Source organism: Streptomyces sp. NPDC048211, assembly GCF_043202315.1.
Taxonomy (GTDB): Bacteria; Actinomycetota; Actinomycetes; order Streptomycetales; family Streptomycetaceae; genus Streptomyces.
On record NZ_JBIDAD010000014.1, the window covers coordinates 1 to 20,728 of the forward strand.

A 20,728-nucleotide genomic window follows, 5' to 3' on the forward strand; every position below is an offset into this window, starting at 1 on the left:
TGCGGCCCGGGGCCCCCCCCCGGGGGGGGGGGGGGGCCCCCCCCCCCCCCGGGGGCCCCGGGGGGGGGGGGGGGGGGGCCCCCCGGGGGGCGGGGGGGGGGGGGGGCCCGGGGGGGGGGGGGCCCCCCCGCCGCTTTTGTCACTCCCCGTAACGATCGAACCCTGCACGGCAGGGCCAGCGCCGGGACAAAGTAGTCTTGAGCCCATGCCCGAACGCCGTACCGTCGCCCTTGTCACTCTTGGCTGCGCCCGTAACGAGGTGGACTCGGAGGAGCTCGCAGGCCGCTTGGCAGCGGACGGCTGGGAGCTCGTCGAGGATGCCTCCGATGCCGATGTCGCCGTGGTCAACACCTGTGGATTCGTCGAGGCCGCCAAGAAGGACTCCGTCGATGCCCTGCTCGAAGCCAATGATCTGAAGGACCACGGCCGGACCCAGGCCGTCGTCGCCGTCGGCTGCATGGCCGAGCGCTACGGCAAGGACCTCGCCGAGGCCCTGCCGGAAGCGGACGGAGTCCTCGGATTCGACGACTACGCAGACATCTCCGACCGCCTCCAGACCATCCTCAACGGCGGCATCCACGCCTCCCACACCCCGCGCGACCGCCGCAAGCTGCTGCCCATCAGCCCGGCCGACCGCCAGGACGCCGCCGTGGCCCTGCCCGGTCACGCCCAGGAGGCCGCCCCGGCCCCCGCCGATCTTCCAGAGGGAATCGCCCCGGTCTCCGGTCCGCGGGCCCCTCTGCGCCGACGGCTGGGCACCAGCCCCGTCGCCTCCGTGAAGCTGGCCTCGGGCTGCGACCGCCGCTGCTCGTTCTGCGCCATCCCGTCCTTCCGCGGCTCCTTCATCTCGCGGCGGCCCTCGGACGTCCTGGGCGAGACGCGCTGGCTGGCCGAACAGGGCGTGAAGGAGGTCATGCTGGTCTCCGAGAACAACACCTCGTACGGCAAGGACCTCGGCGACATCCGCCTCCTGGAGACACTGCTCCCGGAGCTCGCGGACGTCGAGGGCATCGAGCGGATCCGGGTGAGCTACCTCCAGCCCGCCGAGATGCGGCCCGGTCTGATCGACGTGCTGACCTCGACGCCGAAGGTCGCGCCCTACTTCGACCTGTCCTTCCAGCACTCGGCCCCCGGCGTGCTGCGTGCGATGCGGCGCTTCGGCGACACCGACAGCTTCCTGGAGCTCCTGCACACCATCCGGAGCAAGGCACCGCAGGCCGGCGCCCGCTCCAACTTCATCGTGGGCTTCCCCGGCGAGACCGAGGCCGACCTCGCCGAGCTGGAACGCTTCCTCACCGGTGCCCGCCTCGACGCCATCGGTGTGTTCGGCTACTCCGACGAGGACGGCACCGAGGCGGTCGGGTACGAGAACAAGCTGGACGCCGACACGATCGCCGAGCGGCTGGCACACATCTCGCAGCTGGCCGAGGAGCTGACCTCGCAGCGTGCCGAGGAGCGTGTCGGTGAGTCGCTCCAGGTGCTGGTCGAGTCGGTGGAGGCCACCGAGGACGAGTCGCGCGCTGTGGGCCGCGCTGCCCACCAGGCGCCCGAAACGGACGGTCAGGTGCTCTTCACCGCACGCGAGGGGCTTGTCCCGGGCCGTATGGTCGAGGCAAAGGTAGTTGGCACCGAAGGCGTGGACCTGGTGGCCGAGTGTTGTGAACTTGCGGAGGTAGCCAGATGACCGGAGCACCGGCATCCGCGGCAGGTGGTACCGGCGCGACGCCGGTCCGCGGCGGAAAACTGGGTGCTGCGGCCGTCAATCAGGCCAGCCTGTGGAACATCGCCAATCTGCTGACCATGGCGCGGCTGGTGCTGGTCCCGGGGTTCGTCGTGCTGCTGCTCCACGACGGCGGATACGACCCGGCCTGGCGTTCCATCGCCTGGGCCGCGTTCGCCGTCGCGATGATCACCGATGTGTTCGACGGGCATCTGGCGCGCAAGTACAACCTGGTCACCGACTTCGGGAAGATCGCCGACCCGATCGCCGACAAGGCGATCATGGGCGCGGCTCTGATCTGTCTGTCGTACCTCGGTGATCTTCCGTGGTGGGTCACGGGCGTGATCCTCTTCCGGGAACTCGGCATCACGCTGATGCGGTTCTGGGTGATCCGGCACGGTGTGATTCCGGCCAGCCGCGGCGGCAAGATGAAGACGCTGGCCCAGGGCACCGCCGTCGGGATGTACGTCCTGGCTCTGACCGGTCCGCTGGCCACGCTGCGCTTCTGGGTCATGGCGGTGGCCGTCGTGCTGACGGTCGTCACCGGTCTGGACTATGTCCGTCAGGCCGTCGTGCTGCGGCGCCAGGGGCTCGCGGAGGAGAAAGCGGCCGCGGCCCGGGAGGCTGCCGAGAACGCCGAGGCGGCTCTGGAGAGTGCCAGGGGCGAGGGACGGGCCTCCCACCGGGCCGGGACTGCCGGGGTGCTCTCCGAGGGGCCCAGCGCCGCCGACCGGGCCGCCGGCATCCGCGGTGCCGCCGAGACGGCCTCCGGGAACCGCGGTGCCGCGGAGGCCGAGCGGTGACAGCCGCGGCCCGGGTGCTGCGGCTGCTCGTCGGGCGGGGGGAGACCCTTGCTGTCGCCGAGTCGCTGACCGGCGGCCTGGTCGCGGCCGAGCTGACGTCCGTACCCGGTGCCTCGCAGGTGTTCCGAGGGTCGGTGACCGCCTACGCGACCCCCCTCAAGAGTGAAGTCCTGGGCGTGGACGCAGAGCTTCTGGCGGTGCGAGGGGCAGTCGACGCCGACGTCGCGCGCCAGATGGCGGCAGGCGTACGCCGGGCGCTCGGCGCAGACTGGGGAGTGGCGACAACCGGCGTGGCGGGCCCCGAGCCACAGGACGGCCAACCGGTCGGAACGGTCTTCGTCGCAGTCTGCGGGCCCCATGACGCCGGGAAAGTGACCGCACTACGGTTGAACGGTGGACGTGCGGACATCCGTAGAGAGAGCGTACGGAGCGTGCTCGAACTGCTCTCCGGCGAACTCGGCGGGTACGCGAGCGCACAGGATACGGAACACAACGGGGGGAATTGATGTTTGCAGCCCTGAGTGAACACGACATCGCTCCCCGCACGGCCGCAGCGCTAGGCGGTACGGTGGGGCGTGAAGGATGCGGCTACGCGGTCCGAGGAGGGAGCCACCGATGATTCTGCTCCGTCGCCTGCTTGGTGACGTGCTGCGTCGGCAGCGCCAGCGCCAAGGCCGTACTCTGCGCGAAGTCTCCTCGTCCGCCCGAGTTTCGCTCGGCTATCTCTCCGAGGTGGAGCGGGGGCAGAAGGAGGCATCCTCCGAACTGCTCTCCGCCATTTGCGACGCGCTGGATGTACGGATGTCTGAGCTCATGCGTGAAGTGAGCGATGAGCTGTCTCTGGCTGAACTGGCCGAGTCGGCAGCAGCCAGTGATCCGGTACCAGTACCGGTGCGCCCCATGCTCAATTCCGTCTCCGTTTCTTCGGTGACGGGTGTACCGACGGGGCGGGTGACCATCAAGGCGCCTGCGGAAGCGGTGGATGTCGTCGCCGCCTGACCCGTTCGGTTCGGTGTGAAACCGGAGCCCCGGTCCTCCCCTCAGGGGTGGGCCGGGGCTTCTGTGTGTCCGGGCGAGGTGCGGGCGATGTGGCGGATGGGGTGTTGGCGGGCTTTCGGCGGGCAGGCGCATGGATGAGAGCGGGGATCGGTCGTTCCGACCGTCTCCCCGAATGACCGTTTTGCTTCGTTTGTGCCATCGTGGTTCGTGCTGAACGGAACGGATACCAGATCGGAGACGTGCATGTCTGTGGTGAAGAGCCCGCTGTCCGAGACCGACCTCAAGTCCGTGGGTGGGGCCCTCCAGGGCGCCCTCGTGGACCTCGTCGACCTCTCCCTGGTGGCCAAGCAGGTCCACTGGAACGTGGTGGGGCCCCGGTTCAGGTCCGTGCACCTTCAGCTCGACGAGGTCGTCGACACCGCCCGTCAGCACTCCGACACGGTGGCCGAACGCGCCTCCGCGCTGGGCGTCAACCCGGACGGACGGTCGGGAACGATCGCGAAGACCACGGCCATCGACTCCGTGCCCGAGGGCTGGGTCAAGGACGTCGATGCCGTACGGACCCTGGTGGACGCCCTGAGCGTGGTGATCGGCCGGATGCGCGAGCGGATCGAGGTGACGGGTGATCCTGACCCCGTCAGCCAGGACATCCTCATCGCGCTGACCGCCGACCTCGAGAAGCACGCGTGGATGTTCCAGGCGGAGAGTGCCTGACCGTACTCTCCGGCCCGCTCGCCAGGTTTCCCACCTGGCGGGGGCCCCATTCCAGCCGGCCCGCCCGGGATCGGGCGGAGGCGGTACGTACGACGCAAGGAGCTGTGATGACCGACGGAAGCGCGAAGGACAAGATGGCCGGCAAGGCCAAGGAGGCCATGGGCAAGATGGCCGGCAACAAGCGCATGGAGTCCGAGGGCAAGGCGGACCAGGCGAAGGGCAAGGCCAAGGGCGCCATGGGTGGGGCGCGGGAGCGCGCCGAGGGTGTCAAGGACTCCCTGACCCCCGACGACAAGGACTGAACGCCAGTCGGCGGAGCCCCCACCGGAAGCGGTGGGGGCTCCCCTCTGGACAGGCCGTCGCCGTGGGCCTCCGAGTCGGCTTCGCTGCGGGCCTGTGCGACCCGGGGCGGTAACCGCGGGGCGGTGTGACAGCCCCGCGTGCGACAGAGCGTGACTGCTGCGTGCGCGACAGGTGCGTGACTGCGGCGTTTGCGCCGGTACTGCGCCGGTGCGCTCTCCCGCGGAGAGGTGCACCGGACTAGGGTCTTCCGTTCGGATCAGGACGGATTTCCCGAACCCGCATTGCTCCGAACTACAGGCCCCGGGGTTCGCCCGAAGGAGGCAGCCATGGTGCGGCGGTGGGCGCCGGCGCTCGTGCTCGGCGGTGTGTGGTGGTGGGCCGTGCTGCGGCTGGTGCTGGAGCCCGCGCACGCGGGGCCGGTCGAGGGGGCGGTGGCGGCGGGTGGATGGGGGCTCAGCCTCCTGCCCGTACACGTGGCCGAGACGGCCCGGCCGCTCGGGATCTTCGACGCGGGCACGGGTTTGCTGCGGCGGTGCGCCGAGGGCGTGCGTGACATGGGCCGCACCTGGAAGTCGCTGATATCGCAGACACCGCTGTCCGGCACGTCGGTGCCGGGATCGTCGATATCCGGCTCGTCGTGGCGCGAGGCCGGCCGGTCCTGGCGCGTGTCGGCCCTGTCCGGCCGCGCTGAGCGACCGTCCTGGCGTAAGGGAGCGCGGTCCTGGTCCGTCGGCAGGGCCTGGAGGGCTACCAGGGCATGGCGACGCCGCCGTTCGGGCGGAGGATCTGGCCGGTCATGAAGGCCGAAGCGTCCGATGCCAGATGCAGCACCGTATGCGCGACGTCATCGGGCTCGCCGACCCTGCCCAGCGGCGAAATGCGCGCCATCGTGGCCTCGGCCCGGTGCTGCTGCGCCTCGTCGTGGCGGGCGGTCATGGGGGTGCGGATCCAGCCGGGCGCGACCGCGTTCACCCGGATGCCGTGAGGCCCCAGCTCGGTCGCCAGCGTCTTGGTCAGCTGGACCACGGCAGCCTTGGCCGCGCTGTAGCAGAGCAGGCCCGGGCTCGCGGAGTCGACCGCACCGGAGGCCATCGTGATCAGCGAGCCGGGGGCGCCGCGCGCGACCATCCTGCGGGCCGTTTCCTGGCAGGCGTACAGGACCCCCTTGAAATTGACCGAGAGGACACGGTCGAGATCCTCGTCCTCGGTCTCCAGGACGCTGCTCGTATGCATGATCCCGGCCACGGCGGCCAGGATGTCCAGGTCGCCCGCGGCCGCGACCGCCGCCCCGACCTGGTTGCGGTCGGTGACATCGAGCGGATGTGTGTGGGCTTCGCCACCTGCCGCGGTGATCAGGTCGAGGGTCTCCCGAAGGCCCTTCTCGTCGAGATCGGCGCAGTGGACGCCGGCCCCTGCCTCCGCCAGCAGGACGGCGGTGGCGCGGCCGATTCCGCCGGCGGCACCGGTGACGAACGCGGATCGGCCCCTGAGGTCGTACGCGGCGAGTGGCATGACCGGACCGTACGACTGATTCTGACGGGTCGTCAACTATGCTGCGGTGGTGGGCTGTCCGTTACGGAGTGGGCCCCGATTGGCAGCGGGGGCACCAGTACGTGGGACGCGAGTCCTGCTCCGACGCGCGGATCGGTGTCCCGCAGCGCAGACAGGGGCGGTGGGTCCGGCCGTATACCCAGAGGTTCTCGCTCGGGCGGCGGGCGCGGGAAGCCGGAGCGGCTGCGGTCCGGAGGCGGGCGCCGACGGTGGTGGTGCGGACCGGGTTGTCGCGGTTGGCTTCCAGGAGCTGCTTGGCCGTGGTGACGAGGAGGGTCGCCGTGGGCTCGGGCAGTCGGCCGATGGGGAGCCAGGGCGTGGCGCGGGCCAGGAAGCAGAGTTCGCACTTGTAGACGTTGCCGATGCCGGCCAGGTTGCGCTGGTCCAGGAGCGCCTCGCCGAGGGGCCGGGCGGGGTCGGCGAGAAGGTGGTGCAGCGCGGTGTCGGCGTTCCAGTCCGGTCCCAGCAGGTCCGGGCCGAGGTGGCCGACGGCCTTCTCCTCTTCCCTGGTGCGCAGGAGTTCGAGAACGGGGAGGCGGTAGCCGACAGCGGTGTGCGCGCTGTTGGCCAGGATGGCGCGGATCTGGTGGGCGGGCCCTCCGCGCCAGCGTTCGCCGGGGGTGTAGATGCGCCAGGCGCCGTCCATCCGCAGATGGCTGTGGAGGGTGAGGCCGCCCTCGATGCGGGTCAGCAGGTGCTTGCCGCGCGAGGAGACGTCGAGAACGGTCCGGCCGGTGAGATCGGCGGTGGCGAACCGGGGGACGCGCAGATCAGACCGGGTCAGGACCTGGCCGGCCAGCGCGCTGTGCAGCCGTTTCGCGGTCTGCAGGACGGTGTCTCCTTCGGGCATACGTCCATGATGCGCGGGGGCGGTGGTGAGGGCGGGGCGACCCGGTGATCGGTGGGAGTGGGCTGTGGCGCGTGAACGCTGGGTCCGAGGCGCGTGGGTGTGGTGTGCAGCGCTATGTGCCCCGGGGGCGCTCGGGCGTGGCGCGCTCGGTGGAGAGGTGGCGGAGGTGTCGGGCGGGGCGGGGTGAGGAGGCGGATGTGGCGGAGGTGTCGGGCGGGCGGGGTGAGGAGGTGGACGCGGTGGAGGCGTCGGTTGAGGCGGGGTGAGGAGGCGGATGTGGTGGAGCGGGAGCTCAGGCGCGCAGGCGCAGACCTCTCGGGGTGGCGAGAAAACCTGCCGCTTCCAGAGTGCGGCCGAGGGGTGAGGTCAGGGACGAGGCGCCGTTGGTGCGCTCGACCGTGACTGTGCCCAGGGCTCCGGCACGGGCAGCGCCGGCCAGGGCGGTCGCGGCCGCCCGGAGAGCCGGGTCGTCCGGATCGGTCGGCCAGGCCAGCAGCGTCTTGCCGCCGCGCTCCATGTAGAGCGTGAGCTCCCCGTCGACCAGGACCACGAGGGAGCCCGCCTTGCGTCCGGGTTTGTGCCCGGCCCCGGCGGGCGGCTCGGGCCACGGCAGGGCCGCTCCGTACGCATTGGCGGGGTCGGCCGCGGCGAGGACCAGGGCATGGGGATCCGCGCCCGGTTCCGTACGGTCGCGCGCGGTGGAGACCGCGCGGAGCCGGTCGACCGCGCCGTCCATGGCGAACTGTGCCGCTCCCAGCCCCTCCACGACATAGCCGCGGCGTGCCTGCCCGTTGTCCTCGAAGGCGGACAGGACGCGGTACGCGGCGGAGAAGCCGCCCTCGACACCCTCGGCCTGGACCGCGCCGCGGGTGACCACGCCGTGCCGGTCCAGCAGCGTGCGAGCCAGGGCGTGGGCCCGGTGTGTGGGCTCGGGTTCGACGGGTGGCAGCAGTGACCAGCGGCCCGACACGGTGGGCGGACCGGTGCGGGAGACGGGGCGTGCCGAAGCGCTCAGCGAGCCGTAGCGGCCGCGAGGCACATCCCGCTTGGCACGGTGGGCGGTCGATCCGGCCGTGCGTCCGGAGCCGAGCAGGGCACGCAGCGGGGCGAGTGTGTCGTTGGTGAGCCGGCCCGACCAGGCGAGATCCCAGACAGCGTCCGCCAGTTGGGGATCGGTGGAGTCCGGGTGCGTGGTGGCCCGGACCTGATCGGCGATCTGCCGGAAGAAGAGCCCGTATCCACCGCTCAGGGTGGTGAGAACGGACTCGTGCAGCGCGCTGAGTTCGAGCGGGCGAGGGGGAGGCAGGAGCAGGGGTGCGCTGTCGGCCGGGTAGAGGGAGAGCCAGCCGTCCTTGCCGGGGAGTGCTCCCGCACCGGCCCATACGACCTCGCCGGTGGTGGTGAGTTCGTCCAGGAGCGCGGGGGAGTAGCCGCTGACGCGGCTGGGCAGGACGAGCTTCTCCAGCGCGGACGCGGGGACGGGGGCGCCCTGCAACTGTTCGATGGCGCGGGCCAGTCCGTCGATTCCGCGCAGGCTGTTGCCGCTCAGATGCTGCCACTGGGGGAGGAAGCCCGCCAGCGCGGCCGGCGGCACCGGCTCCAGCTCATGGCGGAGCGCCGCGAGGGAGCGGCGCCGCAGCCGTCGCAGCACCGTGGCGTCGCACCACTCCTGGCCGATCCCCGCGGGGTGGAACTCGCCCTGGACGATCCGGCCCGAGGCCGCGAGCCGTTGCAGTGCCCCGTCGGTGACGGCGGTGCCGAGGCCGAACCGGGCGGCCGCAGCGGTGGAGGTGAAGGGGCCGTGCGTACGGGCGAAGCGGGCGAGAAGGTCGCCGAGGGGATCCTTCACCGGTTCGGTGAACGCCTCGGGGACTCCGACGGGGAGTGCCGTGCCCAGAGCGTCGCGCAGCCGGCCCGCGTCCTCGATGGCCGCCCAGTGATCCGCGCCCCCGATCCGGACCCGGATGGCGCGGCGTGCCGATTCCAGCTCCTGCGCCCACTGCGGCTCGGCGCCGCGCTCGGCAAGCTCGGAATCGGTGAGCGGGCCGAGGACCCGCAGCAGATCGGCGCCCCCTTCGATGTCCTTGATCCGGCGGTCCTCGGCCAGCCACTGGAGCTCCTGCTCCAGCTCGGTCAGGACCTCGGCGTCGAGCAGCTCGCGCAGCTCCGCGCGGCCGAGCAGCTCGGCCAGGAGATGGGAGTCGAGCGAGAGGGCGGCGGCCCGCCTCTCGGCGAGCGGGGAGTCGCCCTCGTAGAGGAACTGCGCGACGTAGCCGAACAGGAGTGAGCGGGCGAACGGAGAGGGTTCCTGGGTGGTCACCTCGACCAGGCGGATCCGGCGGGCTTCCAGATCGCCCATCACCTCGGTGAGCCCGGGGACGTCGAAGACGTCCTGGAGACACTCGCGGACCGCTTCGAGGACGATGGGGAACGAGCCGAACTCGGAGGCGACCTGGAGGAGCTGGGCGGCCCGCTGTCGCTGTTGCCACAGCGGCGTGCGCTTGCCGGGGCTGCGCCGGGGCAGCAGCAGCGCGCGGGCCGCGCATTCGCGGAACCGGGAGGCGAACAGGGCGGAGCCGCCGACCTGGTCCGTGACGATCTGAGCGATCTCACCCTGGTCGAAGGCGACATCGGCGGCGCCGACCGGAGGCTGGTCGCTGTCCAGGGACGCGTTGGCCGGGGGGAGCGGCGCGGCGCCGGAGTTCTGCGCCGTGTCCTGCGCGGGGTCGAAATCGAGGAGGTCCAGGCCCATCATGTCCGCGTCGGGCAGTCTCAGCACGATGCCGTCGTCGGCATGCATGACCTGCGCGTCCATGCCGTACCGCTCGGCGAGCCGGGCACTGAGGGCGAGCGCCCACGGGGCGTGCACCTGGGCGCCGAAGGGAGAGTGCACGACGACGCGCCAGTCGCCCAGCTCGTCGCGGAAACGCTCGACGAGGATGGTCCGGTCGTCGGGGACGTGGCCACAGGCCCGGCGCTGTTCGTCGATGTACGACAGCACGTTGTCCACGGCCCAGGTATCGAGGCCGGCGGCCAGCAGCCGCTTCCGGGAGTCCTCGGGGGACAGCCCGCCGAGCTCGCGCAGGAAGGCGCCCAGCGCACGCCCCAGCTCCAGCGGACGGCCCAGCTGGTCGCCCTTCCAGAACGGCAGCCGCCCGGGAACACCGGGGGCGGGCGACACCAGGACCCGGTCGCGGGTGATGTCCTCGATCCGCCAGGACGTGGTGCCCAGCGTGAAGACGTCACCGACCCGGGACTCGTACACCATCTCCTCGTCCAGCTCACCGACCCGGCCACCGCCCTTCTTGGGGTCGGAGCCCGCCAGGAAGACCCCGAAGAGCCCGCGGTCGGGGATGGTGCCTCCGGAGGTGACGGCGAGCCGCTGCGCGCCGGGGCGGCCCGTGACCGTGCCGGCGACCCGGTCCCAGACGACGCGGGGACGCAGTTCGGCGAAGGCATCGGACGGATAGCGGCCGGCGAGCATGTCGAGCACGGCGGTGAACGCCGACTCGGGCAGCGAGGCGAAGGGGGCGGCCCGTCGCGTCACCGCCAGCAGGTCGTCCACCTGCCAGCTGTCCAGGGCGACCATCGCCACCAGCTGCTGGGCCAGTACGTCCAAGGGGTTGGACGGGATCCGCAGCGCCTCGATGGATCCGGTGCGCATCCGCTCGGTGACCACGGCCGCCTGCACCAGATCGCCCCGGTACTTCGGGAAGACGACCCCGGTGGAGACCGCGCCCACCTGGTGCCCGGCACGGCCGACCCGCTGCAGTCCGGAAGCGACCGACGGCGGGGACTCCACCTGGATCACCAGGTCGACGGCCCCCATGTCGATCCCCAGCTCCAGGCTGGACGTGGCGACCACCGCGGGAAGCCGGCCCGCCTTGAGATCCTCCTCGACCTGGGCGCGCTGCTCCTTGGAGACCGATCCGTGGTGGGCCCGGGCGAGCAGTGGGGGAGCGCCCTTCGCCGCACCGGACTCCGCCATGACCTCGGCGGGCGAGTGGGCCTCCGGCATCGTCTCGCCGGTGGCCCGCTCGTAGGCGATCTCGTTGAGCCGGTTGCAGAGCCGCTCCGCGAGACGGCGGGAGTTGGCGAAGACGATGGTGGAGCGGTGGGCCTGGACGAGGTCGGCGATCCGCTCCTCCACATGCGGCCAGATCGACGGCTTGTCCGCCTGGCCCGCGGAGTCCGGGTCGGTGGCGGGGGAGCCGCCGAGCTCGCCCAGGTCCTCGACCGGCACGACCACGGACAGATCGAACTGCTTGGTGGACGGCGGCTGGACGATCTCCACCTTCCGCTGCGGTGAGAGGAAACGTGCCACCTCGTCGACCGGCCGGACCGTGGCCGACAGACCGATCCGGCGGGCGGGCCGGGGCAGCAGCTCGTCGAGCCGTTCCAGGGACAGCGCGAGATGGGCGCCCCGCTTGGTGCCCGCGACCGCGTGCACCTCGTCGAGGATCACCGTCTCGATCCCGGCCAGCGCCTCACGGGCCGAGGACGTCAGCATCAGGAAGAGGGACTCGGGGGTGGTGATCAGGATGTCCGGCGGCCGTGTCGCCATGGAGCGGCGCTCGGCGGGCGGGGTGTCGCCCGAGCGGATGCCCACCCGCACCTCGGGCTCGGGCAGTCCGAGGCGCACCGACTCCTGGCGGATACCGGTCAGTGGCGAGCGGAGATTGCGCTCCACGTCGACGGCGAGGGCCTTGAGCGGCGACACGTACAGCACTCGGCAGCGCTTCTTCGCCTCGGCGGGCGGCGGGACCGCCGTCAGCTGGTCGAGGGCGGCGAGGAAGGCGGCCAGGGTCTTGCCCGATCCGGTCGGGGCGACGACCAGGACGTCCGACCCTTCGCCGATCGCCCGCCAGGCGCCCTCCTGCGCGGCCGTCGGCGCGCTGAAGGCCCCCGTGAACCAGCTGCGGGTCGCGGGGGAGAACGAATCGATAGCGGAGCCGGTCATGTTCCCCATCGTGCACCCCGCCACTGACAACGGCCGTGGCAAACGCCGGGCCGGGCGTCGCACCGGCGGCCCCGGCCCCCGGGAGCTGCGAGAATCCGAGCATGGCAGGAGCGAAGGGCCCGAAGGAGTGGGCGAGGTACTGGCAGTACGCGGAGCTGCCCGACCTCGATCTGCTGCGGGCCCGCTACGTCCGCCACACATTCCCCCGCCACAGCCACGAGGGCTACGTCTTCGGGACCATCACCCAGGGCGTCGAGGACGTCGGACTGCCCGGCGGGACCGTCCACGCCGGACCCGGAACTGTCGTCATGATCAACCCCGAGGTCCCGCACACCGCACGCGCCGGAGTGCCCGAAGGGTGGGTGTACGCCACGCTCTACCCGTCCGCCCAGGTGATCAGCGACATCGCGGCCGACACGACGAACCTGCGCGGCACGGTCGGCTTCACGGAGACCGGCGTGGTCGATCCGTACGCGGCCCGGCTGATCGGCGAGGTCCACCGCGCGGCGGAGGAGGGCAACGCCCTCGCCGCGGACAGCGTGCTGCGGGCCCTGGTCACGCGCCTGCTCACCCGGCACGGCAGCGCGCTGCCGACGCGTACGGCCGGGGCGGCGGGCGCACGGGACGCGGCACGCGCCCGGGCCGTCCTGGAGAGCAGGATGGCCGAGCCGCCCACCCTGGAGGCCTTGGCCACCGAGCTCGGCACGAGCCCGTTCGCCCTGCTCCGGGCCTTCAAGAAGCAGTACGGAATGCCGCCGCACACCTGGCTCACCGACGCCCGGGTCCGGCGTGCGCGGCGGATGCTCGACGCGGGCGCCGGACCCGCCGCTGCCGCCGCCGAGGTCGGCTTCACCGACCAGCCCCACCTCAACCGTCATTTCACCCGCATAGTCGGGGTACCACCCGGCGCCTACCAGCGCGAACGCGCAAGAACGTACAAGACCGGACCCGACCTGCCCGGGTAGCGTCCCGGGCGTGGCAGAACAGACAGCACCCCCTCAGAGCGCCGCCGGCCCGCCCGGCGGCAGCGCGATCACCGCCGAGGCCAAGCCGGACGCGGCCGTCGTACGTGACGCACTCGGCGTCGGCATAGCCGTCGGCCTCTCCGGCTTCGCCTTCGGCGTCACCTCGGCCGGCTCAGGACTCAGCCTGCTGCAGACCTGCGCGCTGAGCCTCCTCGTCTTCACCGGCGCCTCGCAGTTCGCCCTGGTGGGCGCCCTGGCCGCCGGGGGCAATCCGTACACCGCGGCCGCCGGCGCCTTCTTCCTCGGTGTACGCAACTCCTTCTACGGCCTGCGGCTGTCGCAGCTGCTCGCTCTGCCGCGTGCGCTGCGCCCCCTCGCCGCGCAATGGGTCATCGACGAGACGACCGCCGTGACGCTGCCCCAGCCCACCCGGCGGGCCGCCCGGATCGGGTTCACCGTCACCGGTCTCACGCTGTACGTGCTGTGGAACCTCACCACGCTGGTCGGAGCGCTGGGCGCCGAGGCGCTCGGCGACACCGCGGCCTGGGGACTGGACGCGGCGGGCCCGGCCGTCTTCCTCGCCCTGCTCGCACCCATGCTGACGAGCACGACCGAGCGGGTCACGGCCGCGCTGGCCGTCGTGCTCGCCCTCGGCCTGCTGCCCGTGCTGCCCGCCGGGGTGCCCGTACTGCTGGCGGCGCTCGCGGCACCCGCCGTCCTCTTCCTGATGGGGCGGGGCAAGGGCGGGACCATAGGCGAATCGGCCGGGGCGGCCCGGGAAGCGCACGAAGCGGGGAAGGCCCCGGAGGCCGGGGATCCGCGCACCACCACGCAGGAGGACGGCCGATGAACGTCTGGATCGCCATCGCGCTGACCGCCGTCGGCTGCTACCTCGCCAAGCTCCTGGGGCTCCTGGTGCCGGCCGGCGCCCTGGAGCGCCCGCTCGTGCAGCGCCTGGCCGCGCTGCTTCCGGTGGCCCTGCTGGCCGCCCTCACCGCACAGCAGGCCTTCGGCACCGGGCAGCACCTGGTGCTCGACGCCCGGGGCGCCGGCCTCGCCGCCGCGGCCCTCGCCCTCGTGCTGCGGGCGCCCTTCCTCGTCGTCGTGGGAGTGGCCGTGGTCGTCACCGCCGGAGTGCGTGCCCTCGGCTGATCGCGCCTGCGGAGGCCGGATGCGCGGGTCATGGGTAAGGGGCTCGGTCCATTGGACCGAGCCCCTTACCCATGAGCTGAGGATGCGCCCTGTCAGCGCACGGGCAGACCGACCGCCGGAGCTGGGGGAACAGTCGGCCGCAACGCGACTCGCTCGGGCCGCGGGAGGCAGACGGCGAGCACGCAGGAGACCGCGATCAGGCCCGCCATCAGCAGATACGCGCAGTGGTAGCCCGCCGGCCCAGCTGCGGCGGTGGCCGAGGTATCCCGTACGGCGGCCGAGATCATGCGGGTCGCGCGGGTGTGCGAACTGCCCCCGGGGCGTGCACGGTCTGACGACGTGCTCCTCGCATTCCACCCGTAGCGGCCCGGACCCGGCGGCGGGCTCATCGCCGCCCTGCTGGACCCGGTCGCGGTACGTCCCGAACGGCTGCGGACCCTGCGGACGTACCTGGCGCACAGCAGGCCCCGACGCCTCACCGCCGTACTCCTCGGACCGCGTCCCCACATCGCCGACACCGGCTCGCGCAACTGACGGGGACGATCCGGGTGCACCGCGCGGCACCGCACACCGCCGACAGCCGGCTCGCGCAACTGACGGGGACGATCCGGGTGGCCGAGGGCGCCGCGCCCGCCATCGCGGCGCTGCTCCCGCTCGACTCCGGACACGGGATGGGGCGCGGCAGCGCGTGAGGGGTCGGGGCGCGGCAGCGCGTGAGGGGTCGGGGCCGGCGACAGCCGCCGACCCGTCGGCGCCCGTGTCAGTCCAGGGCGCGCCCGTACGCCCGCAGCGTCTGCAGGGCTCTGAGCGTGACCAGGGGGCGGCCTTCCAAGGCGGTTCCCGGTGCCCACTGCCGCCAGCTCACCGGCCAGCCGCCGTCCGCCTCCTGCCCGGCCGCCAGATGGTCCAGCGCGCGATCCATCTCCGCTTCGGTGAACCAGCGCAAGGCGAGTGACTCGGGCGCGCGGGCGTAGTCGTACGGAAAGTGCTGTTCACCCGGCGCGTATCCGGGCGCCACCGGATACTCCGCGCGCCGTTCCGGGTCCAGGACGGCGAGCCGCTGGTCGCGCACCAGGCGTCCGAGCCGGTCGGCCGCGGCCTCGGCCCGTGCCCGGTCCGGCGCACCGTCCAGGAAGGCGACCGCGGCCTCGATCTCGTAGGGATGCGACACCTCCAGGGCGTCGACGGCCGCCCAGCAGAAGTCCGTGGCACGGAACAGCCAGGCATGCCACACGGAGTTGCGGTGGAGCAGCCCGACGACGGGCCCGGTGACCAACAGCTCGGCCGGTGGATCGTCGACGACCGGAATGAATGGCGCGGCCGGGTAGCCGCGTTGTGAGGGGAGCAGAGCGGGTAAGGCGCCCTCCTTGGTGGACACGGCGGTCAGGAATCGGCAGATCCGCTCCACCCGGAGCCCGCCGCAGCGATCGATGGAGTCGAGGACGTTCAGTGCGTGGGCCGTGTGGAGCGGCTGACTGACGGGGCCGCGCAGATCGGGTTCGAGCGCGTGACCGTATCCGCCGTCCTCGTTGAGGAAGGCGGCAAGCGCCGTTTCCACGGCGTCCGCGCTTCCTTTCAGGAAGTGATGGGCGAACCGCCGCTGTTCGAGGACGCGGGCCGTGAGCCAGATGAACTGCTCGGCACGATTGAGGGGACTTGTTCCGGTTCCAGCCATGCACCGACCGTAGGACGGCAAACGCTCCCGGCAGGGCCGGGCGGCCAGGCTGCACTCTCAGGAGCGGGATACTGGTGGCATGCGGTTGACGATTTTCTGGGAACGGATGGCGGACCACTTCGGCGCGGGGTACGCCGATTCCTTCGCACGGGACCACGTGATGGCGGAGCTCGGCGGGCGCACGGTGTGGCAGGCCCTTGACGAGGGGTGGGAGGCCAAGGACGTCTGGCGCGGGGTCTGCACGGCAGTCGGTATCCCCGCGGACAAGCGCTGAGGCGCAGTCCGAAGCGGTGCGGCGGAGGGCAGGCTCCCGGGGTGCGCACCCGATTGCCTCAGCAGTAGGCGAGACTTGCTCCGTGGCACCGACAGACGAGACCGCTCAGACCCAGCAGCCCCTCACCCCACCCGTCCCGCCGGCCGCGCCACCCGCCCCGCCGTCCGGCACAGGGAGCGGCCGCATGCCCGGCTGGCTCCCGCGTGCCATGGTGCTGGCACTGGCGCTCTACGCCTGCTTCCGGCTCGGCAGCTGGGCGTTCGACCAGCTCATCGGCCTGTTGATCAATGTGCTGATCGCCTTCTTCCTGGCGCTCGCGATCGAGCCCGCGGTGAGCCGGATGTCGGCCCGTGGCATGCGCCGGGGCTTCGCCACCTTCCTGGTCTTCCTCGGTGTCCTGATCGCCGGCGCCGGTTTCGTCGTGCTGCTCGGTTCGATGCTCGCGGGCCAGATCGTCGACATGGTGGAGGACTTCCCCGAGTACCTCGACTCGGTGATCAACTGGGTCAACCAGACCTTCCACACGGAGCTCTCCCGCGTGGAGGTGCAGGACAGCCTGCTGCACTCCGACTGGCTGCAGAAGTACGTCCAGAACAGTGCGACCGGCGTGCTCGACGTGTCCACCACGGTCCTCGGCGGCCTGTTCCGGCTGCTGACGATCTTCCTGTTCTCGTTCTACTTCGCTGCCGACGGCCCACGGCTGCGCCGCGCGCTGTGCTCCGTCCTTCCTCCCGCCCGCCAGGCGGAGGTGCTGCGGGCGTGGGAGATCGCGGTGGACAAGACGGGCGGATACCTCTACTCGCGTGGCCTGATGGCGCTCGTCTCCGGCATCGCGCACTACATCCTGCTGCTGGCCCTCGGGGTGCCTTACGCGCCGGTGCTGGCGGTCTGGGTCGGACTCGTCTCGCAGTTCATCCCCACGATCGGTACGTATCTGGCGGGTGCCCTGCCGATGCTGATCGCGTTCACCGTCGACCCCTGGTACGCGCTGTGGGTCCTCGGGTTCGTCGTGGTGTACCAGCAGTTCGAGAACTACGTGCTGCAGCCCAAGCTGACGTCGAGGACGGTCGACATCCACCCGGCGGTCGCCTTCGGCTCGGTGGTCGCCGGTACGGCGCTGATGGGTGCCGTCGGTGCGCTGATCGCCATCCCGGCCGTGGCCACGCTGCAGGCGTTCCTGGGCGCGTATGTGAAGCGCTACGACGTCACGGACGATCCCCGCGTGCACGGACGCCATCAGTGGCGGCGCGGTGAATCGCTCGCCGCACGGCTGCGCAGACTCTGGCGCGCCCCCGAGAGCGAGGCCGGCCAGAGGACGGACGAGGGGCACCGGAGCGATGAGGGGCAGCAGGGTGACGACGGGCGCCGGGGCGAGGACGAGGAGCGGTAGAGCAAGGACCCGAGGAGCGGTTGGGTGACGACGAGGAACGGTCGGGTCCTCAGTCGTGCGCCGGAGACGGGGAAATCCTCCGGGCCGCACTGCCTCGTCGTGTTCCGCTCCTGGCGCGGTGTCGCATTTATGCCACTAGCTGACTAAATGCCTGGCGGTGGGGCGCTATCCTGGGGGCGAGTCGGTGCGGCGTGGTGCGCTTGACACCAAAATCGAACATCCATTCTCATGGGATTCCGGCCGGGTTTTCCCGGGCTCGACCGTGGAGTTGTCCACAGGCCGGGAGGACGTCGAGGCCCATTGTCAGTGGCAGGGGTTAGCGTCTTTGACGTGAAGCGATCGACTCAAGCAAATCGGGTGGAACCCATGGCAGGAAACGACCGCGAGAAGGCGCTGGACGCCGCACTCGCACAGATTGAACGGCAATTCGGCAAGGGCGCTGTGATGCGCCTCGGCGAGCGGCCGAACGAGCCCATCGAAGTGATCCCCACCGGCTCGACCGCGCTCGACGTCGCGCTCGGCGTCGGCGGCCTGCCGCGCGGCCGTGTGGTGGAGGTGTACGGGCCGGAGTCCTCCGGTAAGACGACGCTGACGCTGCACGCCGTGGCGAACGCGCAGAAGCTCGGCGGCACGGTGGCCTTCATCGACGCGGAGCACGCCCTCGACCCGGAGTACGCGAAGCGGCTCGGGGTCGACATCGACAACCTCATCCTGTCCCAGCCGGACAACGGCGAGCAGGCTCTCGAGATCGTGGACATGCTGATCCGCTCGGGCGCCCTCGACCTGATCGTCATCGACTCCGTCGCGGCCCTGGTGCCCCGTGCGGAGATCGAGGGCGAGATGGGCGACTCGCACGTCGGTCTGCAGGCCCGCCTGATGAGCCAGGCGCTCCGGAAGATCACCAGCGCGCTCAACCAGTCCAAGACCACGGCTATCTTCATCAACCAGCTCCGCGAGAAGATCGGTGTGATGTTCGGCTCGCCGGAGACCACCACCGGTGGTCGCGCGCTCAAGTTCTACGCCTCGGTGCGCCTCGACATCCGACGGATCGAGACGCTCAAGGACGGCACGGACGCCGTCGGTAACCGCACCCGCGTCAAGGTCGTCAAGAACAAGGTCGCACCGCCCTTCAAGCAGGCCGAGTTCGACATCCTCTACGGCCACGGGATCAGCCGCGAGGGCGGCCTGATCGACATGGGCGTGGACAACGGCTTCGTACGCAAGGCCGGCGCCTGGTACACGTACGAGGGCGACCAGCTCGGCCAGGGCAAGGAGAACGCCCGCAACTTCCTCAAGGACAACCCCGACCTCGCCAACGAGATCGAGAAGAAGATCCTGGAGAAGCTGGGCGTCGGTGTGCGGCCGGAGGCAGCGGCCGAGCCCGGAGCGGACGCGGCAGGAGCCGCGGCGGCTGCGGCAGACAGTGCGGCGAAGCCGGTGGCCGCTTCGGCCGGCAAGACCAAGCCGGCCAAGACGGCGGCGGCCAAGAGCTAGACCGTGACGCGTCGTACGGAGTGGCCGGGCAGCGCCGCCGAATCCGGCGCGGGTCCCGGCACCGAATCCGCCGCCGGACACACCACCGGATCCGAGAGCGAATCCGACCTCTTCCATGAGCCGGCAACGGGGGCCGGCCATGGCAGAGGTGCGGGTACGGGATTCGGCGAGGGGGCCGGGCGCCGTTCCCGCTCCCGCTCCAGAAGCAGCGGCTCCCCTTCCTCGTCGAGGGCCGAGAAGGGGGAGCCGCGAGACCCGGTCGAGCAGGCGCGCAACATCTGCCTGCGGCTGCTCACCGGTACCGCACGCACCCGCCAGCAGCTCGCGGACGCCCTGCGCAAGCGGGAGATCCCGGACGAGGTGGCCGAGCAAGTGCTGTCGCGCTTCGAGGACGTCGGGCTGATCGACGACGCCGCGTTCGCGGATGCCTGGGTGGAATCCCGGCATCACGGCCGCGGGCTGGCCCGCCGCGCGCTCGTCCGCGAGCTGCGGACCAAGGGTGTGGACGCCGCCGTGATCGACGAGGCCGTCGGTCAGCTCGACTCCGAGCAGGAGGAGGAGACGGCGCGCGAGCTCGTCGCACGCAAGCTCCGATCCACCCGGGGCCTGGAACGCGACAAACGGATTCGCCGCCTTGCGGGCATGCTCGCCCGCAAGGGGTACGGGGAGGGAATGGCCCTGCGCGTGGTGCGCCGGGCACTGGAGGAGGAGGGCGAGGACACCGAGGGGCTGGACGACCCGTTCTGAGTGGCGGCGGTGGAGAGCGTTACGGGTGCGGTCCTCGTCGTAGCCGTCCGTCGGCGTCCGGCCGTACTACCCGACCCCTACTGCCCGGCCCTACTGCCCGGCGCGGGCCGCGCGGCTGATGGTGGCGTCGATCAGGGCGAGGGCGTCCTCGGCGGTGCGCCCGGGGTAGCGGTTCCACGGTCCGATCAGACCGGTCCAGCCCTGGGAGCGGAGTTCGGAGATCAGCCAGGCACCGGCCCGGTCGACGGTGTGCACCGATCCGTAGCCCAGACGGTGTGCCGTGAGCATGGCGCCGCACACGCATCGGGCACCGCGGGCGTTGCGGAGTCGGTACGGGGTGTTCTGCCACCCCCATTCGGTCAGGATCTGTCGTGCGTGGGCGAGATGGACGGAGGGGCGCACCTCCGGCTGCCCGATGCGCCGCCAGGCATGGAGCCGGTCGGGCAGTACGGCACCCAGACGCCCGGGAAGCGGGCGCTCGCGCGGTACGGCGGCGGGTAGTGAGTGCAGCGTGTCGGCGATGAGCTGATCCACGGGCACGGACAGCAGATCACGCCAGTCACCTGAGGGGGCGGGCCGCTCCTGAGCGTTGCCGGGTGAGACGGGGTGCGAGGGCTCCGGAACAGTGCGTTCCCAGCCCGCGACGATCTGCTGCCAGGCTGCCGAGTCGTGGAGACGGGCGGCCTGGACGTCGAGTTCATCGGGGGTGAGGGCGGTGGTCGGCATGGGTGCGGGCTCCCCGTCGTAGCGGTGGCATGACGACGCCGGAAGCGGTGCGATGGCGACGTCGCAGCGGTCCTGGGCGTTGAGCCGAATGTCCGTCCGGTCTGCGGTTCGCTCCACCGGAGCGAGGCCATATGGGTGTGTCGCTCCGGAATCCGGTGATTTTCACCGCTGATTCCCGACCGTTGTCTCCCGACCGCTGATTCCCGCCGGCGGTTGGGGGCGGGCGTACCCGGTGATGCGGAGCGGGCGTACCCGGGCTGGGGACACGTGCGGGGATACGCGCCGGGCACACGCGCCGGGCACACCGGCCGGGGAAGCCAGCCAGGGACACGGGCCTGCGGACCGTGCCCCGCCCCGCACCCGCGCCCGCCCCCGCACCCGCGCCCGCCCCCACCCCCGCGCCCG

General features: G+C 71.7%; 19 protein-coding genes. 14 read left to right on the forward strand and 5 right to left on the reverse strand.

The features are described 5' to 3' along the window. Positions 1-205 precede the first annotated feature (205 nt). The 6 genes from rimO to ACGFZA_RS35945 all read left to right on the forward strand — a co-directional run bounded on the left by rimO (position 206) and on the right by ACGFZA_RS35945 (position 4,538). A complete protein-coding gene (gene rimO, locus ACGFZA_RS35920; RefSeq protein WP_385287948.1) occupies positions 206-1,684 on the forward strand; it encodes a 30S ribosomal protein S12 methylthiotransferase RimO in 1,479 nt (492 codons plus the stop codon). Then, positions 1,681-2,523 (forward strand): CDP-diacylglycerol--glycerol-3-phosphate 3-phosphatidyltransferase, encoded by an 843-nt coding sequence (gene pgsA / locus ACGFZA_RS35925; RefSeq protein WP_385287951.1) that lies wholly within the window; start codon positions 1,681-1,683, stop codon positions 2,521-2,523. The genes rimO and pgsA overlap by 4 nt, the downstream gene beginning before the upstream one ends. Continuing rightward, positions 2,520-3,029 (forward strand): CinA family protein, encoded by a 510-nt coding sequence (locus ACGFZA_RS35930; protein ID WP_393684742.1) that lies wholly within the window; start codon positions 2,520-2,522, stop codon positions 3,027-3,029. Before pgsA ends, ACGFZA_RS35930 begins: the two co-directional genes overlap by 4 nt. A 109-nt stretch (positions 3,030-3,138) precedes the next feature. Further along, positions 3,139-3,522: a helix-turn-helix domain-containing protein gene (locus ACGFZA_RS35935; protein ID WP_148021270.1), complete on the forward strand. Its 384-nt coding sequence runs from the start codon at positions 3,139-3,141 to the stop codon at positions 3,520-3,522. A gap of 243 nt (positions 3,523-3,765) precedes the next feature. Continuing rightward, positions 3,766-4,236 (forward strand): Dps family protein, encoded by a 471-nt coding sequence (locus ACGFZA_RS35940; RefSeq protein ID WP_385287956.1) that lies wholly within the window; start codon positions 3,766-3,768, stop codon positions 4,234-4,236. Between the two features lie 107 nt (positions 4,237-4,343). Continuing rightward, a complete protein-coding gene (locus tag ACGFZA_RS35945) occupies positions 4,344-4,538 on the forward strand; it encodes a CsbD family protein (protein WP_385287958.1) in 195 nt (64 codons plus the stop codon). A 748-nt stretch (positions 4,539-5,286) separates the two neighbouring features. Here the strand turns inward: ACGFZA_RS35945 and ACGFZA_RS35950 are convergent. The 3 genes from ACGFZA_RS35950 to ACGFZA_RS35960 all read right to left on the reverse strand — a co-directional run bounded on the left by ACGFZA_RS35950 (position 5,287) and on the right by ACGFZA_RS35960 (position 11,900). Further along, positions 5,287-6,051, reverse strand: coding sequence for an SDR family NAD(P)-dependent oxidoreductase (locus ACGFZA_RS35950; protein WP_385287961.1), 765 nt, complete (start codon positions 6,049-6,051; stop codon positions 5,287-5,289). A gap of 61 nt (positions 6,052-6,112) precedes the next feature. Then, positions 6,113-6,940 carry a DNA-formamidopyrimidine glycosylase family protein gene (locus ACGFZA_RS35955; RefSeq protein ID WP_393684745.1) on the reverse strand — a complete coding sequence of 276 codons (828 nt, stop codon included), beginning with the start codon at positions 6,938-6,940 and terminating at the stop codon, positions 6,113-6,115. A gap of 292 nt (positions 6,941-7,232) precedes the next feature. Continuing rightward, complete coding sequence (locus ACGFZA_RS35960; RefSeq protein WP_393684747.1) at positions 7,233-11,900, reverse strand: DEAD/DEAH box helicase; 4,668 nt, start codon at positions 11,898-11,900, stop codon at positions 7,233-7,235. 101 nt (positions 11,901-12,001) lie between these two features. Between ACGFZA_RS35960 and ACGFZA_RS35965 the strand changes: the two genes are divergently transcribed. The 4 genes from ACGFZA_RS35965 (at position 12,002) to ACGFZA_RS35980 (ending at position 14,709) form a co-directional block, all read left to right on the forward strand. Continuing rightward, positions 12,002-12,865 (forward strand): AraC family transcriptional regulator, encoded by an 864-nt coding sequence (locus tag ACGFZA_RS35965; RefSeq protein ID WP_385287967.1) that lies wholly within the window; start codon positions 12,002-12,004, stop codon positions 12,863-12,865. Positions 12,866-12,875: 10 nt separating this feature from the next. Next, positions 12,876-13,715 (forward strand): AzlC family ABC transporter permease, encoded by an 840-nt coding sequence (locus ACGFZA_RS35970; RefSeq protein ID WP_393684749.1) that lies wholly within the window; start codon positions 12,876-12,878, stop codon positions 13,713-13,715. Next, the gene (locus ACGFZA_RS35975; RefSeq protein ID WP_393684751.1) at positions 13,712-14,017 is read left to right on the forward strand and encodes an AzlD domain-containing protein; all 306 of its coding nucleotides are present in this window, start codon (positions 13,712-13,714) and stop codon (positions 14,015-14,017) included. Before ACGFZA_RS35970 ends, ACGFZA_RS35975 begins: the two co-directional genes overlap by 4 nt. A 548-nt stretch (positions 14,018-14,565) precedes the next feature. Beyond that, a complete protein-coding gene (locus tag ACGFZA_RS35980) occupies positions 14,566-14,709 on the forward strand; it encodes a hypothetical protein (RefSeq protein ID WP_393684753.1) in 144 nt (47 codons plus the stop codon). Between the two features lie 68 nt (positions 14,710-14,777). Here ACGFZA_RS35980 and ACGFZA_RS35985 read toward each other — a convergent pair whose 3' ends face one another. After that, entirely contained in the window at positions 14,778-15,692 is a 915-nt protein-coding gene (locus ACGFZA_RS35985; RefSeq protein WP_385279706.1) for a hypothetical protein, read from the reverse strand. Between the two features lie 79 nt (positions 15,693-15,771). Here ACGFZA_RS35985 and ACGFZA_RS35990 point away from each other — a divergent pair, with 79 nt between their 5' ends. From ACGFZA_RS35990 to recX, 4 genes are all read left to right on the forward strand, one after another. After that, the gene (locus tag ACGFZA_RS35990; RefSeq protein WP_327708537.1) at positions 15,772-15,966 is read left to right on the forward strand and encodes a DUF3046 domain-containing protein; all 195 of its coding nucleotides are present in this window, start codon (positions 15,772-15,774) and stop codon (positions 15,964-15,966) included. Between the two features lie 184 nt (positions 15,967-16,150). After that, positions 16,151-17,356, forward strand: a complete 1,206-nt coding sequence (locus ACGFZA_RS35995) for an AI-2E family transporter (RefSeq protein ID WP_393684885.1) — start codon at positions 16,151-16,153, stop codon at positions 17,354-17,356. A gap of 366 nt (positions 17,357-17,722) precedes the next feature. Then, a complete protein-coding gene (recA, locus tag ACGFZA_RS36000; protein ID WP_393684756.1) occupies positions 17,723-18,850 on the forward strand; it encodes a recombinase RecA in 1,128 nt (375 codons plus the stop codon). A 3-nt stretch (positions 18,851-18,853) separates the two neighbouring features. Continuing rightward, positions 18,854-19,597 carry a recombination regulator RecX gene (recX, locus tag ACGFZA_RS36005; RefSeq protein WP_393684758.1) on the forward strand — a complete coding sequence of 248 codons (744 nt, stop codon included), beginning with the start codon at positions 18,854-18,856 and terminating at the stop codon, positions 19,595-19,597. A 90-nt stretch (positions 19,598-19,687) separates the two neighbouring features. On the opposite strand, the gene ACGFZA_RS36010 is transcribed toward recX, so the two are convergent. Then, on the reverse strand, positions 19,688-20,323 hold the full coding sequence (locus ACGFZA_RS36010) for a hypothetical protein (protein WP_385280010.1): 636 nt from the start codon (positions 20,321-20,323) through the stop codon (positions 19,688-19,690). Between the last annotated feature and the right edge of the window lie 405 nt (positions 20,324-20,728).

Bases quoted from the DNA above. Each gene is read 5' to 3' on its own strand.
- ACGFZA_RS35995 (WP_393684885.1), top strand. From the start codon at position 16,151: ATGCCCGGCTGGCTCCCGCGTGCCATGGTGCTGGCACTGGCGCTCTAC.
- ACGFZA_RS35960 (WP_393684747.1), bottom strand. From the start codon at position 11,900: ATGACCGGCTCCGCTATCGATTCGTTCTCCCCCGCGACCCGCAGCTGG.
- ACGFZA_RS35990 (WP_327708537.1), top strand. From the start codon at position 15,772: ATGCGGTTGACGATTTTCTGGGAACGGATGGCGGACCACTTCGGCGCG.
- ACGFZA_RS36010 (WP_385280010.1), bottom strand. From the start codon at position 20,323: ATGCCGACCACCGCCCTCACCCCCGATGAACTCGACGTCCAGGCCGCC.
- ACGFZA_RS35965 (WP_385287967.1), top strand. From the start codon at position 12,002: ATGGCAGGAGCGAAGGGCCCGAAGGAGTGGGCGAGGTACTGGCAGTAC.
- ACGFZA_RS35940 (WP_385287956.1), top strand. From the start codon at position 3,766: ATGTCTGTGGTGAAGAGCCCGCTGTCCGAGACCGACCTCAAGTCCGTG.
- pgsA (WP_385287951.1), top strand. From the start codon at position 1,681: ATGACCGGAGCACCGGCATCCGCGGCAGGTGGTACCGGCGCGACGCCG.
- ACGFZA_RS35975 (WP_393684751.1), top strand. From the start codon at position 13,712: ATGAACGTCTGGATCGCCATCGCGCTGACCGCCGTCGGCTGCTACCTC.
- ACGFZA_RS35985 (WP_385279706.1), bottom strand. From the start codon at position 15,692: ATGGCTGGAACCGGAACAAGTCCCCTCAATCGTGCCGAGCAGTTCATC.
- recA (WP_393684756.1), top strand. From the start codon at position 17,723: ATGGCAGGAAACGACCGCGAGAAGGCGCTGGACGCCGCACTCGCACAG.
- ACGFZA_RS35935 (WP_148021270.1), top strand. From the start codon at position 3,139: ATGATTCTGCTCCGTCGCCTGCTTGGTGACGTGCTGCGTCGGCAGCGC.
- ACGFZA_RS35955 (WP_393684745.1), bottom strand. From the start codon at position 6,940: ATGCCCGAAGGAGACACCGTCCTGCAGACCGCGAAACGGCTGCACAGC.
- ACGFZA_RS35950 (WP_385287961.1), bottom strand. From the start codon at position 6,051: ATGCCACTCGCCGCGTACGACCTCAGGGGCCGATCCGCGTTCGTCACC.
- ACGFZA_RS35945 (WP_385287958.1), top strand. From the start codon at position 4,344: ATGACCGACGGAAGCGCGAAGGACAAGATGGCCGGCAAGGCCAAGGAG.
- rimO (WP_385287948.1), top strand. From the start codon at position 206: ATGCCCGAACGCCGTACCGTCGCCCTTGTCACTCTTGGCTGCGCCCGT.